The following is a 17,197-nucleotide window of genomic DNA, read 5'->3' as shown; positions in this document are numbered from 1 at the left end:
TAAAATATAGTTTAGTATTGCTCATAAAGGAGGATTTAATATGGCATCTAAGCGTGAAAAGCGAATGAAACTCGTTATATATATTATGATTGTAGCAATGGTATTATCAACTTTAACAGCAGGTTTAGCAATGTTTGTTAACTAACTTGTTCAGTATTTTGAAATGATAACCATTAGATAATAACAAATTTAAACCCGTTTCATTCGTGATTGAAACGGGTTTAAAACTTCTTCGAGTAAGTTTATACAATCTCGAGATTACACTTCCTCACAATATTGATCAAACAATCCTTGCAGTTTATTCACTACTTCTACTGGGCTATGCCCTTCTATTTCATGTCTTTCCACCATTTTCAGAATTTGTCCATCTTTTAATAAAGCAAATGAAGGAGACGATGGTGCATAACCTTCAAAGTATTGACGTGCTACTTCTGTTGCTTCTCGATCCTGTCCAGCAAAAACGGTCACTAGCTGTTCTGGTCTTTTATCATAATGAATAGCACTAGCTGCAGCAGGTCTTGCAACACCGCCTGCACATCCGCATGTGGAATTTACCATTACTAATGTGGTTCCACTTTTAGATAAAGCTTCTTTCACATCTTCAGGCGTTCTAAGTTCTTCAAATCCTGCTTGTGTGATTTCGTTTCTAGCTGATTCCACTATATCTCCCATAAATAAGTTAAATTCCATTTTGCTCGCCCTCTCTAAATAAAGTACTTTCTTAAATAGTAACAATTGACATCAACTTTTTCAATTAACTGAACTTTTAGTCTTAATAATAGGCAATGTGATTTTAAATGTCGTTCCTGAAGAATCGCTGGAAACAACAGAAATGTCACCTTGATGATTTTTAATAATTCTACAAACAACATTTAATCCTAATCCGGTACCGTTAGATTTAGATGTAGAGAAAGGTTCAAACAACACATCTTTAACAGAATCTGGAATACCTGATCCCGTATCACTTATATATATATGGTACTTATTATTTTCCACTTTACTTTCAATCTTTATTGAACCACTATCCCCTATTGCATCCTTACTATTTCGTAAGAGATTTAAGAATACTTGCTTTAACTGTTTTTGATCGGCAAGTATGTATTCGTCAGTTATATCTGTCTCTACTTTAATATTTTTTGCTTCCAATGAATTATACATAAGTGGGAGTAAGTCATCTAGCATGTTTTTCAATAATACCATATCTTTTTCTGGCTTTTTATGATTTGACATTAATAACATCTGTTCCACAATGGAATAAAGTCTGTGAATCTCTTTCATTATTAAATGAAAGTTGTATTTTTTCATTTCCTCCTCTGACATCGATTCCTTCATAAGTGTTAAGAAACCATGGATAACTGTTAAAGGATTTCTTATCTCGTGAGCTGAACTAGCCGCCATCTCCCCAACTAAAGCAAGTTTTTCTGACTGAATGATACGATTTTCCAGTTTCGTAGATTCCGTAACATCAATAAAGAAAAGGATTTTTCCTGTTGTCATTTGATGACGATCTTTCAATTTACTCTGTGAAACTAGTAAGACATACTCTTTATTGCGAATAGTAATATGAAGCTTTTTATTTTGGAAAGACTCATTAGAAACAAGCATTTTAAGTATAGGATATTTATTTTGCTTTTCTATAATATCTTTATCTGTAATGATTTCATTGCTCAATTCAAATAAATCACGTACATATGAATTTGACATATATTCATCGGCATTATTATCATACGTAATGATACCTACAGGCAATGAGTTTAAAATTTGTTCATGCTTCATTTTATCAGAAATGATTTGCTGAAACGACTGTTGCAAGCTAACGGACATTTGGTTAATCGATTTAGCTAGACTTTGCAATTCCAACTGGGTAGTACTAGATACGGTTTCCCCATAATTACCATTTGCAATTTTGTTTACCTTCGTTACCATAGATTCGATAGGTTTTGTAATACTCTTACTCATTTTGAATGAAAAATACAAGGAAATTAAAATACCAACTATCGTTATGATCAGTAAAAAATATAAGGACTTTTCAATAATCTCCGGGTATGTATTTGTATTTTGTTGTAAAGAACTGTACTCCTCATCCCTCTGTGCAATGATTTTTTCTTTCAGTGATTCTAGAACAGGTAAGTATTCTGATTCAATCACATTTTTAGCTGCCTCTGCTTCTCCATATTCAAGCAAACCAAATACTTTGTTGGTCACAGTAAAATCTAATAACATAAGTTGCTTATGGATGCCTTCAATACTTTCTGGTATTGGAATTTCACCCTCTAATTCCATACTACTGGTGGCAATCTCATTCTCTTCAAATGCCTGTTGGAAATCATCTTCAAAATCAGTATGAGAATGACTGAGAACTATCTGTTTTTTTATTTCTAATTCCTTTTCCCACTGATTTAACCATACAATTTCAGGTAGGTTTTCATCTTTGATAGAGTTCGTTACATCACTTACTTCTTCAATGGATTGAATTAATAAAAGCGAAAAGCCGCTAAAAATAACCATTACAGTAAGGAGAATGCATAGTAATTTATTGCGTAATGAAAATTTTCGAAAAGAGGAAATCATTTGGCATTACTCCTATCATTAGCTAAAATTATCGCGGTATTTTATAGTCTGTTGCTTCTTCGATTAGTTCAATTTCATCTTCTGAAAACATCGGACCAAAAGGTGCAATACCGTAAACTCCATCATTATCATCCAAGTATTTCTTTTCAAACTTAATTCCTTCTTCACTTAGAAAATCTTCCAAAATGGCATTATAAGCCATAGGCACGTTATTTAGAACACTAGTAAGCACCTTATTTTCAGCCATATAAGATTGATCTTCTAAGTAACCTATTGTATATATACCTTGCTCTTTTGCATAATTAATAACTTCTTGATTGTAACTGTTCCCTTTCGTATAGATGACATCTACACCTTGATCAATTAATTCAGCGGCAACTAATTTTGCTGCTGATTTACTTGTTCTTTCAGGGACTACTTTGTACAACAATTCTATTGAATCATCAATTAATTCAATTCCTTTGGAAAATCCCCAATCCTTATGACTATTATCAACAGCATCTATTAGTCCAATTTTATTCGACTTTGTTTTTAATCCAGCAGCCATACCTGCAATCACTTCTATTTCATTTTGATTAAAAGTATAAACAGCAAGGTTTTTCGCAATATTATCACCATGTAATGTCACAAATTGAACATTTTTATACTGATTTATAATTCGGTAAAATGGTTCAGAAAACTCTCTACCATGTCCGATAATTAATTCGTAACCTTCTTCAACATACTGTTCAACAAGGGAAGATGTATCTCTTTCTGCATTGATTTCTCCAAGCACTTCAGCAGTTACATTATACTCTTCTTCAATAAGGATTTTTCCTTTATAAGCTAAGCTTCCCCAGCTTTGATCATTTAATCGGTCAGTCGTTAAGATTAATACTTTAGTAGGCGCTGTTTCAGAAGCATTCATATTATTCATTATCTGATTAGATTTAAACACTAAAAAAATAACAAAGATCGATACTACAATCAATGTAATTGCTAATATGTATTTTACCTGTTTTTTTGCTTCCATATGCCCTCATCCTTATTCATAGTAACAAGTCTATTATACATAAAAAGACAAGATTTGAACACACTTTTACAAATTTCCTTCATTTTCGACATTTTTCTTCCATAAATAATAGTCATATCGACAAAGTAGACGAGCATATAGTTAAACGATACAGGATTTAGTAGCTATAAGGGAGGAGAGTAATGCATTGAATATATCATTGTTTGCAGGAATCGATTGGATCAGTTTATTACAAATAATCTCAATTGATATAGTATTATCTGGGGATAATGCTTTAGTTATCGCGATGGCAACAAAAAATCTCCATAAAAAAAATCAAAACAAAGCTATTTTAATTGGGGTTGCTGGAGCTATTATCCTTAGAATTATCTTTGCGACTGGAATTATTTATCTGCTGAAATTCCCGCTAATTTACCTTATAGGTGGTATTTTATTAATTTGGATCGGTTACAAGATTTTAATAAAAGAGGAGGAAGCACAAGAAATCACATCACATCAATCTTTATACAAAGCAGTAATGACCATAATTCTTGCGGATGTCATCATGAGTTTAGACAATGTTGTAGCAATTGCAGGTGCTTCCAAAGGTAGTATTACATTACTGGCATTAGGTGTTATCGTGAGTATTCCGTTAATGATATTTGGAGCTAAATTTATTGTTCATCTTCTAAAACGTTACCCGTATCTCATGTATATCGGATCAGCTATATTAGTATACACTGGTGTGGATATGCTAGTACATGAACCATTTGTTTATCAGTTTTTCCAACTGGAATCTGGACTGATTACTGTTTTATTAAGTGTTATAGTCACAATTGGTGTAATCATTTCCGGCTATATTACCAATAAACAAACTGAGCAAAATTCTTAATAATTGACCGTTCCTTTCTTAACTGGTGCTTTTTTATGAACAACTGGGACATTCCATTTACACTTGACCGCTAGCATACGTATTGTTAAGGTCACCGTTAGACAAATATATAAGCTAATCGTTGGTGACAGCAATTCATATGTGCTGATTAATGCAATAGAACCTGCAATCGAAGCAATCCCGTATATTTCTTTGCGAAATACGAATGGAATTTCTCGAACGAATACATCTCGTAAGACACCACCACCAATTCCTGTTACTAATCCCATTGCTACTATAAGGAATGGCTGAGAATAATCGAGACTAATGGCAGCATTGGCACCGACAGCGGTAAAAACGCCTAATCCAATTGCATCCGAGAACGTGATCCCATGTTCAAATTTATCGATTTTGTCATAAAATAATATAGTTGCCAAGCTTGCTAGTAAACTAACTAAAAAGTATTGCGGATCTGCTAGATTAGTTGGTGGTATATTACCGATCATCAAGTCCCTAATCACACCACCAGCTAATGCTGTAGTTAGCCCTAATAAAATGACACCAAATATATCTAAATTTTTTTTGATTGCAATTAAAGACCCAGAAATAGCAAATGCTATTGTTCCAATATAAACAAATGCCTCAATTAAAAACATGGCTATCCCCCACTTTTCGTAGATGAAAATATCTGTTTCCTTTTATGCCAAATATCTTCTAGCTTATCAAATAACCATTGTAACACTAATCCTTGAATAATAACACCGAATATCGAGGTTATCGTTAATAGCAAAATACTAGGAAAATGGTTAATGCTTTCTAAACTATTCACAAATATAAACAAATGCTGGAATACGACGAAAAATGCTTCATGCCAAAATTCTAATTTGTTCCCCATTTTCCAGATCATAATCGTTTCTACTAGTAACAGTGCCGGTAGTGACAACAACAGTAGCATTTTTTTAGTATAGGTTAATTGTTTTATATAAGGTGTAACATAATATTTCGTGATCGTTTTGATTCGAAACAGATAGAACAATCGGACAATTCTTGCTACTTGAAAGAATTGATCAAATGGAATAACTGCGAGTAATAGAAAAGGATTTTTTTTAATGAATTGCCATTTATTATCTGCTAATATGATTCGAATGATATAATCAATTAAAAATACGATCCATACAATCAAATTAATGGTAGAATTCACCGTATGTTCAACCCACAGTGTCAATATAGTGACCATAACTAACAGAATCATGGCCATGTCATATATCACTCTAGCTTTTTGCTGCATTATTATCACCATTATTCTAAAAGAAAAAGCTGGCCTAATGCTCTAGTAATACTAGACAAGTGGACTGATATGCCCAAAGAATCACTGGCACCACTGTTTTTCTCTGGATTTCGTCAAACAAACTAAAGGGAAACCTCAACAACGATCACAGGTTTCCCTTACTTTATTTAGTATACTGTTTTTAGACTAAAATTGAAACTGATTTTTACCATTTTCAATAAATTGGTGTTGTCTCACTTGATATATTCTCTAAAATTGCTTTAACGTGTGACATAAACGCTCCACAGATTACACCATCTAACACACGATGATCTAATGATAAACAAAGGTTTACCATATCACGAGCAGCGAACATATCATCGATTATAACCGGTCGTTTTACTATGGATTCTACTTGTAGAATTGCTGACTGTGGATAGTTGATAACACCCATGGATTCCACAGAACCGAATGACCCCGTATTGTTCACTGTGAATGTTCCATCTTCCATATCGTCTTTCGTTAGCGTCCCTGTTCTTGCTTTATTAGAGAGCTGAGCAATTTCTTTGGCAATACCTTTAATACTTTTTTCATCTACGTTTTTAATTACAGGGACATATAATTCATGTCCATGAGCTACTGCAATCGATAGATTAATTTCATTACGCTGAATGATTTTGTCTCCTGCCCAGCAACTATTTAATTCAGGGAATTTCTTCAAGGCTTTTGCCACAGCATTTAAGAAAAAGGCAAAATAAGATAAGTTATATCCTTCATTTTCCTTAAATTTATCTTTCTCAGCATTTCGATATGCAACCAGATTGGTAACGTCCACTTCAATCATCATCCATGCATGTGGTATTTCGGTTTTCGATCGTACCATATTTTGAGCAATCGTTCTTCTTAGACCTGTCACCGGTATTTCACGATCACCAGGTTTCGCTTGGACAGCTTTACGACGAATGATAGGTGGCGTAAATTCCTCGAGGTCTTCCTGCTCCGCTGTACTCTCTTCTTGCGTTGACATTGGTTCAGTTTTATCAACTATCGATGCTTGCCCACTATCAATAACTTTTTCAATATCTTTTCTCGTTATGCGACCACCTTTACCTGAACCGGTTACCGTACTTAAGTCTATTTGATGCTCTCCTGCTAACCGCATGACTACTGGAGAATAACGGGTTTTCATATTTTGTTCTACCGACGGTTCATCATTTGATTCTGGTGCAGGAGCTGAGGATGCCTGCTCATTCTCTTCACCTTCTGCCTCGATGTAGCACATCAATTGACCGACTTCAATTGTTTCTCCTTCTTCAGCAATCAATTCTTTAATAACACCAGAATAAGATGAAGGAACCTCTGCATTCACTTTATCTGTCATTACCTCTGCAATTGCATCATATTTCTCAACGTAATCCCCTACCTGGACAAGCCAGTTACTCACCGTTCCTTCTGTTACACTCTCGCCAAGCTGAGGCATATTAATTCGTAGCACCGTCAACATTCTCACTCCTTCTTAAAATTCCGCTAAATCACGAATAGCTTGTTCAATTTTTTCTGCACTTACCATAAATTCTTTCTCTAACGGTGGTGCATAAGGCATTGCAGGTACTTCTGGTCCCGCTAATCTACGAATCGGTGCATCCAAATCAAACAAGCAATGTTCACTTATAATAGCAGACACTTCTCCTATTATACTGCCTTCTTTATTATCTTCAGTGATTAATAACACTTTTCCTGTTTTAGAAGCAGCGTTAATAATCGCTTGCTGATCTAGTGGATATACCGTCCGTAAATCAACAATCTCGGTATTAATCCCTTCTTGCTCCAGTTTTTCTGCTGCTTGTTTGGCGAAGTGTACACATAACCCATACGTGATCACTGTTACATCATCGCCTTTTCGAACGGTGTTTGCTTTACCGATCGGAACAGTATATTCTTCTTCTGGCACCTCTTCCTTCAATAGACGATAAGCTCTTTTATGTTCTAGGAATAGCACTGGGTCATCATCTCTAATAGCGGCTTTAAGTAATCCCTTTACGTCATAAGGAGATGATGGCATTACAATTTTCAACCCTGGTTGATTTGCAAAAATAGCTTCAATTGATTGTGAGTGATAAAGTGCCCCGTGTACTCCTCCACCATAAGGTGCTCTTATTGTTATCGGACAATTCCAATCATTGTTAGACCGATATCGAATCCGCGCAGCTTCAGAAATAATTTGGTTAACTGCAGGCATAATAAAATCAGCAAATTGCATTTCTGCAACAGGACGCATGCCATACATCGCTGCTCCAATCCCAACGCCTGCGATCGCAGATTCAGCTAGCGGTGTGTCTATCACTCGTTCCTCCCCAAATTGATCATATAAACCTGCTGTTGCTAGGAAAACACCACCTCTTTTTCCCACATCTTCACCAAGAACAAATACTTTCTCATTTTGTTCCATTTCTTCTTTCAATGCTTGGTTAACTGCCTGAATATACGTCATAACAGCCATTAGTGATCCCCCTTTTCACCATAGACATAATTATTAATTGTAGAAGCATCTGCATATGGTGCGTTCTCAGCATATTCTGTCGCATCATTTATTTCTTTTTTAATTTCCGCTTCTAAATCGTCATTTATTGTTTCCGTAAGATATCCTTTTTCAAACAAGAAGTTTTGGAAGCGTACTATACCATCTTTTGATTTTTCGTTCGTTACCTCATCTTTTGTACGATAAGTCATGTCGTCATCATCACTTGAATGAGGTGTTAAACGATAGGAAACAGCTTCAATCAATGTTGCCCCTTCTCCATTTAAAGCTCGCTCATGTGCTTGTTTAACTGCTTCATATACTTCGATCGCTTCGTTTCCATCGACTTTAATTCCCTTTATCCCATAACCAATTGCTCGATCCGAAATATTTTCACATGCTACTTGTTTATTTAAAGGGACACTAATAGCATACTTGTTATTTTCCACCATAAAAATAACAGGTAATTTGTGAACACCAGCAAAATTCAATCCTTCATGAAAATCACCTTGATTCGAAGAGCCTTCCCCTAAAGTGACAAACGATACAGCAGGATTTTTTTCCATTTTTGCAGCTAGGGCAAAACCTGCAGCATGTGGCACTTGAGTCGTTACAGGGGAAGATCCTGTAACAATACGATTCTTCTTCTGACTAAAGTGACTTGGCATTTGTCGACCGCCAGAGTTTGGGTCTTCGCCTTTGGCATACGCCTGTAAAAATATTTCTCTTGTAGTCATACCGAAATGGATGACAACACCTAGATCACGATAGTATGGCAACACATAGTCTCGCTCTTTGTTCAAGGCAAATGAAGCTGCTATCTGCATTACTTCTTGTCCTTGACAGGACACAACAAATGGAATGCTTCCCGAACGATTTAATAACCACATTCTTTCGTCAATTCTTCTTGCTAATAACATCTCACGATACATTGCTAGTAACGTATCTTTATCGTTTTCTAATGAATAAGTTTGATTAACCATGAATTTTCCTCCCCTCGGCTGCTAATGCAGCCTCTCCAATAATTTCACTCAAAGATGGATGTGGATAGACTACTTCAGATAATTCTAAAGCCGAACCATCAAAATATTTTACAGTACTAGCTTGTCCAATTAATTCTGTTACTTGGTCACCTATCATATGAATTCCTAAAATATCATTTGTTTGTTTATCTATAATTATTTTGGTAAAACCTTCTGTATGACCATTTACATGTGCTTTTCCAATCGCCTGTAGCGATACTTTCTCTACACGATAATCATATTCTTTTTGTTTTACTTCTTGTTCTGTATAACCAACCATTGCTATTTCTGGACTTCCATAGATACATGACGGAATTTCCTGTTGCGTTATGGAACTGCTACTAATTCCTGCAATATGCTCTACAGCTTTCTTCCCTTCATAAGTCGCAACATGTGCAAGTTGTTGTCCACCATTCACATCACCGATCGCATAAATGTGGCTCTCTTTAGTTTGAAAATGTTCATTCACCACAATAAACCCTTTTTGATCAAGTTGTATATCTGTGTTTTCTATACCTATTTTTTTAGTATTTGCTTGTCTTCCTACTGCAATCAACAACTTTTCGGCTGAAATATTTTGGATTTCATTCTGTTGTTGATATTTTACTTGTATTTCAGTCCCTTTCTCAATGGAATTAGGATCTATTTTGGCTTGTTCAAGGATGGTAATTCCTTTCTTTGTTAATAGTCGCTTCAATTGTTTCACTATATCATGATCAAATGTAGAAAGTATTTGATCTTGTGCTTCCACAATTGTTACTTCCACACCAACATCATGTAAGAAAGAAGCCCATTCCATTCCAATTACTCCGCCACCTACAATGATGATCGATTTTGGTAATTCAGTCATTTCTACTAAGTCATCTGAAGTAACGATATCTCTATGATCGATTTCCATATCAGGCAGTATACTTGGTGATGACCCAGTTGCAATAATTACGTTTTTAGATACTAATATATCATTTTCTCTTTCGTCATCATATTCGACTGAGATTGATCCAGCAATTGGCGAAAAGATAGATGGACCTAATATACGACCTACCCCCTCATAGACATCAATTTTATTGGTGCGGACTAAATGTTCGACACCTTGATGTAAAGAGTTGATTACCTTTTCCTTCCGTACCATTGCTTGGTTCACATTAAATGTTGGGGCTGTTGTTTCCACACCAAAATCAGCTGCGTTTATTACTTGTTGGTAAACGGAAGCACTCTTCAGTAAAGCTTTCGTAGGAATACATCCTTTATGTAAACAGGTTCCGCCAAGCTTTTGCTTTTCAACAATTGCTGTTGTTAAACCTAATTGAGCAGCACGAATTGCCGTAACATAGCCGCCGGTGCCCCCGCCAAGAATAACAAGATCATAATTTAATGCCATGTAAGCCATTCCTTCCTTTAATTGTATTGCTTTACTTTCTCTATTCCTTGTAAAACTCTTAATGTACCTCGCGCAAGAGCTAACATCACATTTTCTCCGGGAAATACATAGGTATCAGCAATCCAACTTACTTGCTCGATAATTTTTTGATTCAGATAATCATATTCAGACAGATCACCTGTTAGAGCAATTGCATTGACATTGCCAGATACAACCGTACTCATCTTTCCTATCTCTTTTGCTACCTGGTAGGCTAAAATATCAAATACTTCCTTCACTTTCTCGGGTTGTGATCTCCATAATATTTTTAAATCAGCGCTTCTTTCAATATCTAAATATGCTTTAATTCCACTCTTGTTAATTAACTGATGTTGCAATGCTTCTTTAGTCATACCTGAATCAAAACTTAATTGTATCAAATCTTTATTCGGAATCGAACCTGCACGCTCAAATGAAAATGGACCGTCACCATCAAAACCATTATTAACATCGATTACCTGTCCGTATTGATGGACACCAACCGTTATGCCACCACCCATATGGGCAATCACTAAGCAAAGATCTTCATATGTTGCATGAAGTTGACTTGCAAGCGATCTTCCTACAGATTTCTGGTTCAATGCATGAAAAATACTTCTCCGTTCAATCGAAGGTATTCCCGTCTTTTTTGCTATATCTAGCATCTCGTCTACTACGACAGGATCGACAATATAAGCATTGACATTCCATTCACTTGCTATGTCAAAAGCTAATAATGCACCTAAATTAGAGACGTGGGTGCCATTAATACTATTATTTAAATCTTTTACCATTTGCTCATTTACCTGATAAGTACCACCTTCAATTGGACGTAGAAGCCCACCCCTTCCACAAACAGCATCGATTGTAGAAATATCGATACCAACGGATTGGATGCTATTCATAATATTTCGCTTTCTTTCATCTCGTTGTGTAATTATACCTTTCGCTACACAATGATCTGTTAAAACGACCAGCTGTTCATATAAGCACTCGTCATTCTCAAACAGTGCTATTCTTGTACTTTCCACCAATGGATTGATAACTAAAATACGATAAATCTTTTTCGTCATGGAGCACCTCGATCAATCTTATATTTATCCATCTTATAATATAAATTACGAACAGAAATACCTAAGGATTTGGCTGTTTTCGTTTTATTAAAATCATGTTGTTGTAAAGCTAATATAATATATTCTTTTTCAAACTGATCGATCGCAGTCTGTAACGGCATATGAGAGCTAGCTCTATGTAAATGACGGCTTTCTTTAGAATCATCTTTTTCTAACTGCTCTTTTGTAATCACATGCGTAAAAGCATCAGCTTCTAGCACGAGATTTTCAAGTGTTCTTTCTAGTTGAGCAATGTTACCAGGCCATTCACACCTTTTCCAATATTTAATAACTTCCTTGTCTATTTTTGATATATTTGTATGATACTGTCGGTTAAGTTTAGCTAAAAGTGCACCTGCTAGCAATGAGATATCTTCTTCCCTTTCTCTTAAAGCTGGTAACGTTATTTGGTAACGTTGAATCATATTATAAAAAGAATCTTTCCAATGTTCGGACAGTAGAGCCTGTGAACTTCCAAAAATCACTCGCAATTCTTCTGTATGGTCTACAAAGTTCAATAATTGTTCTTGTTTTTCTTTTTCGATTATTTCATCGATATAAAAATATACTGTTCCGTTTCTTCCAGATCGCAATACATGATCCAACTCCATGCTCATATTGTCCGAACTTGCTAATGCAGAAAAGTTACATCTTAAAAAAGGATGTGAATACCTATCACTTAGAGTATGGATGACTCTTGCCAGCATATATTTTCCAGTTCCCATTTCCCCTCGAATGAGTAAAGGGGTTTCCATCTTTGCATATAACTTAGCATGTTCGCGTGCAATATTGATTGCTGGCGATTCCCCAATAATATCGTCTATTTGGTAAGTCTTTTCTAATGTTCTGATGATTTTTTTGGTGAATTGAAGTTCTTGTTCACTTTTATTTAACTTATCTGCATTTAAAAACTGCACACAACCGATTAACTTCCCATATTTTTGAATTGGTTTACTTATGATCTCAATATGATTGGACAAAATCTGATTATCTTGAAAAGTCTCTTTGATTTCTCGTCTAGATTCCATCGCTATTTCTGCTAATTTATGTACCCACTTGTCAGCATGTCTACTAATTGCACGTAATTCATCCCACCAATTCTCACTACTTAACCATTCACTATGATCTACAAGTACAACACGAAATTTTGCATGACTATTGCGTAATTCCTGCAAGACTCCTTGAACTAAATCGATATTCGTTAATTGACTGACACGCTCATGGAATAAAGATAAAGGCTCGACCAGAATGATGACCCCAAGCAATTCTCCTTGCTCACTTAAGTAAGGGCTATATCGCGTTACTACTTGCTTTCTATTTCTTTTGGTGATATCGCATTTTTCTATAGGATCATGCGTTTGTTTAACGTCAGTTGTAGTAGCATTTTCAAGTAATCCATTAATAGAAACATTACTTATATCCCCATCCAAATCAAATATATCTAGAGCTATCTTGTTTAGATAATTTATTTTATCGTTTTTATCTACCAATAATAAGCCAACTGGTAAGTTATGAAATAAATGGTCATATCTATTCAATGTGTTTGCAGTTATTTTCATCACACCTTGCATTGTTTTTCATACTCTTATGATAAAACTTCTTGCAATTTTTTGCAAGAATAGATAATTTCTTTTATTGTCGTTTTTTGCTATAATAAAATGAGAATTTATCAGCGTTACTATGTTGATGGATAGCGAAACTTATCGTCCATTATATTATCTCCCACATAGCATATGAAAATACTGTGGCTTACGGACGATTTGCTTTGAATCCATATATTATCAACGCGTGGTAGGAGGAAGTATTGTGAGAATTATAGCGTTATTGCTATTAGCCTTACCTGCTATATTAGCAACTTATGGTATTAAATTAATGAGAGATGCATTTTTCGGCGAGCTTACTGATATATTTATGCACATTATTGTTCAGTTCATTGTGGGGCTAGGACTTTTTGCGGGAGGATTATATTTTATCGGTGGATTTATCCTTCACAGAGATCGCAAACGACATTTAATAAAAGGTGGAAAAAAAAACAGGTATTCCCAATGAGGAATACCTGTTTTTATATTCATTCAAAGAAAGTGTTATACAATGCTTTAACTGATTCATTTACTTTATCGGCTTTTATACCAAACATCATAGAGACCTCTGATGAGCCTTGGTTCATCATCTCAATATTGACATTTGCTTTAGTAAAGGCATGTGTTGCTTTATCAGCTAGTCCTACCGTACTATCCATCCCTTCGCCAACAACCATAATTAAAGCTAAGTCTCGATCCACACTTACAGTATCCGGATCAAGCTCATCTTTAATTCGAGCAATTACACGTTCTTCTTTTTCTTTTGTAAGGCTAGATTCACGGATTATGACCGAAAGATCGTCAATTCCAGAAGGAGTATGTTCGAAAGAGATATCTTCATCTTCTAAAATAGTTAGTAGTTTTCGGCCAAAACCTAATTCCCTATTCATCAAATATTTACTTACATAAATGCTAATAAATCCAGTATCACTAGCAATTCCTACCACAGGATTTGGTTGCGGTTCCTTTTTCGATACAATAATCGTCCCCATTCCTTGAGGGTTGTTCGTATTTTTAATACAAACTGGAATATCTGCTTTAAAGGCTGGAATTAGTGCCTCATCATGGAAAACAGAGAAGCCTGCATAAGATAGTTCGCGCATTTCTTTGTATGTTAAAGAAGTGATTTCTTTAGGATTCTCGACTATTGTTGGATTTACACAATAAACAGAATCAACATCTGTAAAGTTTTCATAGAGATCAGCTTTTACACCTGCCGCTACAATTGAACCTGTAATATCTGATCCACCACGGGAAAATGTAATTAATTTACCATCTTTTGTGTAACCAAAGAAGCCTGGAATGACTACTATCTCATCACGTTCTCTTAATTTATACAGCTGATCATAACTCTCATTTAAAATTTGCGCACTACCAGGATTGTCGCTTACCAATATACCTGCTTCTCCTGGGTTTAAATACGTTGCTTTAAGTCCTAACGATTGCAGATAAGCGCTTAAAACTTTTGCTAATGAATCTTCCCCTGTTGCTTTTAGCGCATCCATTTTTAGTGCGTCACTATCATCAGAAGCAAGTATCCCTTCTACGCCATCTTTTATCTCTTGGATAATTTTATCTGTTATGTTGAGTTCTTTCGTAATTTCGTGAAAGCGATCTAATACAATTTGTAACTTTCCTTGGTAATCTTGCTTGTTAAAGTATGCTTCACCTAATTCAATAAGCAGATCGGTTACTTTGATGTCATCAGAAAATCTTTTTCCAGGTGCAGATACAACAATTACTTTACGTTCTTTGTCATCTTGAATAATATTTGCTACTTTCTGTAATTGCTCAGCATTAGCTACTGAACTTCCTCCAAATTTAGCTACTTTCATGTTTTAACCTCTCCAATAATTATTTTTATGCCAATAAAAATATTATCACACTTTTATCAGAATTGTTAAACAAAAGTAGTGTCTAAACGCAAAAATATTGGAGTATTTAACCGCTTATGTGAATAAGGTGAATGACACCTTAAAATTTTGGTTTAAATCAAATCATATAAACAGAGATTACTATTAGACTTGTCTTTCTTATTTTGAAATAAACATTTGCATCCAATAATTTCCTGATCTTACATATCCTACACCTATATGGGTATATTCACTATTTAAAATATTTGCTCGATGGCCACTCGAATTCATCCAAGCCTGTACAACTTGATATGGGGTTTCCTGTCCTTGAGCGATATTTTCTGCAGCAGAACGATAGTTAATATTAAAATCATTCATCATATTAAAAGGAGATCCATACGTTGGACTTTGATGACTGAAATAATTATTTTGCTGCATATCCTCTGATTTATAACGGGCAACCCGTGACAATTGCCAATCCGGTCTTAGTGGTGATAACCCGTATTTTTCTCTCTCTTGATTGGTATATTGAATAACTTGATGCTCAATCGACTTTATTTCATCCTTGGTTGGGATGTTTACTTTTTGGTTAGGATTGATTAAATCAGGATTTTCAATTTGTTGATTGGCTTCTATGATTTCCGATAAACCAATTTGATACTTTTTTGAAATTTTCCAAAGACTTTCGCCAGACTGGACGACATGAGTTGCGGCAAAGATTGTTTGAACTGGAAACAGAATCATACATAAAGAAAACATTATCACCAATATTTTTTTCATCATTACAGCTCCTTAAATTTTTTTCTATATTTCCCCAAGCAGCTGTTATTATTCGCTTAAATAATTGGAAATAACAAAGGGTTCATGATAAAGTATCAATAGGTTGAAAAGGGTGGAGGGTTAGACTTGAATTGGAGATTTTGGGAAAGCATTTCTTATGATGATTATGTTGATATCGCAATAAGTATAGGAATCGTATTTATTGCATTTATCCTAAGGAAACTTTTTATTAAATATATCTTTTATTTATTGTTAAAGATAGCTAAAAAAGGAAAAAGCGACTTTTTCAATTATGTTTTAACAGCATTCGAAAAGCCATTACGTATGTTAATCATGATTATCGGTGTGTATATTGCTATCGGTTATTTTCCTTATATCAATCAAGAAAATGAGTTATTCGATAAGGTTATTAGTGTGAGTTTTATTATCGTGATAACTTGGGGGTTATACAATCTATCCTCTAGTTCTTCACTACTCTTTATGAAGATAAATGACAGTTTTAATTTTGAAATTGATCAAATTTTAATACCTTTTCTTTCAAAAGCTGTTCGTGTAATCATCATTGCCATCAGTTTCAGTATTATTGCTCAGGAATTTGATTACGAGGTAAGTGGTTTTGTTGCCGGGCTTGGTCTAGGTGGTCTTGCCTTTGCATTAGCTGCACAAGAAGTAATCAAAAATTTATTTGGTGGAGTTGTAATTATTACAGAAAAACCGTTTTCTATTGGTGATTGGATTCAGTCACCTAGTATTGAAGGGATCGTTGAAGATATTAGCTTTCGCAGTACGATCATTCGGACCTTTGCCGATTCTGTTATTACTATTCCCAATGCCACGTTATCAAATGAACCGATAACGAACTGGAGCCAAATGGGAAAAAGACGAATTTTCTTTAATTTAGGTGTAGAATACGGTACATCAAAAGAGCAGCTTGAAGAAGTGATCAAACAAATTAGAGCCTATTTAGAAAATAATGAGGATATTCATCCAGAAACCATTTTTGTACGTTTTTCCGAATACAATGATAGCAGCTTAGATATTATGCTTTATTTCTTTACAAACACAATTGTTTGGGAAGAATACTTAAAAATAAAAGAGGAAGTAAATTTTAAAATTATGGAAATATTAGAAGAACAAAATGTTTCAGTCGCTTTCCCTTCCCGTTCGCTTTATTTAGCTCAGGAAAGCCACGAATTTATGAAGAGCTTCCGTAAGAACAGCGATCAGAACACTAAC

Annotated in this window: 17 protein-coding genes; 4 read left to right on the top strand and 13 right to left on the bottom strand. The window is 34.9% G+C overall.

Going from position 1 to position 17,197, the window contains the following annotated elements; translation table 11 throughout:
- The first annotated feature begins 40 nt into the window (after positions 1–40).
- Positions 41–145, top strand: coding sequence for a stressosome-associated protein Prli42 (gene prli42, locus GH715_RS16840; protein WP_018931637.1), 105 nt, complete (start codon positions 41–43; stop codon positions 143–145).
- 113 nt (positions 146–258) lie between these two features.
- Here the strand turns inward: prli42 and GH715_RS16835 are convergent, their stop codons facing one another.
- The 3 genes from GH715_RS16835 to GH715_RS16825 are packed head-to-tail and all read right to left on the bottom strand — an operon-like array spanning position 259 to position 3,583.
- On the bottom strand, positions 259–690 hold the full coding sequence (locus GH715_RS16835; RefSeq protein ID WP_153836322.1) for a BrxA/BrxB family bacilliredoxin: 432 nt from the start codon (positions 688–690) through the stop codon (positions 259–261).
- Positions 691–750: 60 nt separating this feature from the next.
- Complete coding sequence (locus GH715_RS16830) at positions 751–2,571, bottom strand: ATP-binding protein (protein WP_153836323.1); 1,821 nt, start codon at positions 2,569–2,571, stop codon at positions 751–753.
- A 28-nt stretch (positions 2,572–2,599) separates the two neighbouring features.
- A complete protein-coding gene (locus tag GH715_RS16825; RefSeq protein ID WP_153836324.1) occupies positions 2,600–3,583 on the bottom strand; it encodes a BMP family ABC transporter substrate-binding protein in 984 nt (327 codons plus the stop codon).
- A 187-nt stretch (positions 3,584–3,770) separates the two neighbouring features.
- On the opposite strand from GH715_RS16825, the gene GH715_RS16820 reads away from it, so the two are divergent.
- On the top strand, positions 3,771–4,454 hold the full coding sequence (locus GH715_RS16820) for a TerC family protein (protein ID WP_153836325.1): 684 nt from the start codon (positions 3,771–3,773) through the stop codon (positions 4,452–4,454).
- On the opposite strand, the gene GH715_RS16815 is transcribed toward GH715_RS16820, so the two are convergent.
- The 8 genes from GH715_RS16815 to GH715_RS16780 all read right to left on the bottom strand — a co-directional run bounded on the left by GH715_RS16815 (position 4,451) and on the right by GH715_RS16780 (position 13,319).
- A complete protein-coding gene (locus GH715_RS16815) occupies positions 4,451–5,089 on the bottom strand; it encodes a trimeric intracellular cation channel family protein (protein WP_153836326.1) in 639 nt (212 codons plus the stop codon). The genes GH715_RS16820 and GH715_RS16815 overlap by 4 nt on opposite strands.
- Before the next feature lie 2 nt (positions 5,090–5,091).
- Complete coding sequence (locus GH715_RS16810; RefSeq protein ID WP_153836327.1) at positions 5,092–5,721, bottom strand: transporter; 630 nt, start codon at positions 5,719–5,721, stop codon at positions 5,092–5,094.
- A gap of 214 nt (positions 5,722–5,935) precedes the next feature.
- Complete coding sequence (locus GH715_RS16805; protein WP_390308498.1) at positions 5,936–7,204, bottom strand: dihydrolipoamide acetyltransferase family protein; 1,269 nt, start codon at positions 7,202–7,204, stop codon at positions 5,936–5,938.
- A 12-nt stretch (positions 7,205–7,216) separates the two neighbouring features.
- Entirely contained in the window at positions 7,217–8,200 is a 984-nt protein-coding gene (locus GH715_RS16800; RefSeq protein ID WP_153836329.1) for an alpha-ketoacid dehydrogenase subunit beta, read from the bottom strand.
- Positions 8,200–9,201: a thiamine pyrophosphate-dependent dehydrogenase E1 component subunit alpha gene (locus GH715_RS16795; protein WP_153836330.1), complete on the bottom strand. Its 1,002-nt coding sequence runs from the start codon at positions 9,199–9,201 to the stop codon at positions 8,200–8,202. Before GH715_RS16795 ends, GH715_RS16800 begins: the two co-directional genes overlap by 1 nt.
- Positions 9,194–10,618, bottom strand: a complete 1,425-nt coding sequence (lpdA, locus tag GH715_RS16790) for a dihydrolipoyl dehydrogenase (RefSeq protein WP_153836331.1) — start codon at positions 10,616–10,618, stop codon at positions 9,194–9,196. Before lpdA ends, GH715_RS16795 begins: the two co-directional genes overlap by 8 nt.
- A 17-nt stretch (positions 10,619–10,635) precedes the next feature.
- Positions 10,636–11,709 (bottom strand): butyrate kinase, encoded by a 1,074-nt coding sequence (gene buk, locus GH715_RS16785; RefSeq protein WP_153836332.1) that lies wholly within the window; start codon positions 11,707–11,709, stop codon positions 10,636–10,638.
- Positions 11,706–13,319 carry an AAA-type ATPase lid domain-containing protein gene (locus GH715_RS16780; protein WP_153836333.1) on the bottom strand — a complete coding sequence of 538 codons (1,614 nt, stop codon included), beginning with the start codon at positions 13,317–13,319 and terminating at the stop codon, positions 11,706–11,708. The genes buk and GH715_RS16780 overlap by 4 nt, the downstream gene beginning before the upstream one ends.
- 235 nt (positions 13,320–13,554) lie before the next feature.
- Here GH715_RS16780 and GH715_RS16775 point away from each other — a divergent pair, with 235 nt between their 5' ends.
- Positions 13,555–13,797, top strand: coding sequence for a DUF2627 family protein (locus GH715_RS16775; RefSeq protein ID WP_018931650.1), 243 nt, complete (start codon positions 13,555–13,557; stop codon positions 13,795–13,797).
- 19 nt (positions 13,798–13,816) lie between these two features.
- Here GH715_RS16775 and GH715_RS16770 read toward each other — a convergent pair whose 3' ends face one another.
- Complete coding sequence (locus tag GH715_RS16770; RefSeq protein WP_153836334.1) at positions 13,817–15,163, bottom strand: aspartate kinase; 1,347 nt, start codon at positions 15,161–15,163, stop codon at positions 13,817–13,819.
- Between the two features lie 198 nt (positions 15,164–15,361).
- Positions 15,362–15,961: a SafA/ExsA family spore coat assembly protein gene (gene safA, locus GH715_RS16765; protein ID WP_153836335.1), complete on the bottom strand. Its 600-nt coding sequence runs from the start codon at positions 15,959–15,961 to the stop codon at positions 15,362–15,364.
- A gap of 126 nt (positions 15,962–16,087) precedes the next feature.
- On the opposite strand from safA, the gene GH715_RS16760 reads away from it, so the two are divergent.
- Positions 16,088–17,197 (top strand): mechanosensitive ion channel family protein (locus GH715_RS16760; protein WP_153836336.1); only part of this gene is annotated, 1,110 nt, incomplete at its 3' end.

The organism is Gracilibacillus thailandensis, from assembly GCF_010994055.1.
In the GTDB taxonomy this organism is placed as follows: Bacteria; Bacillota; Bacilli; order Bacillales; family Amphibacillaceae; genus Gracilibacillus; species Gracilibacillus lacisalsi.
Note: the sequence above shows the minus strand (reverse complement) of the source record. Positions and strands in the feature narration are given on the sequence as shown.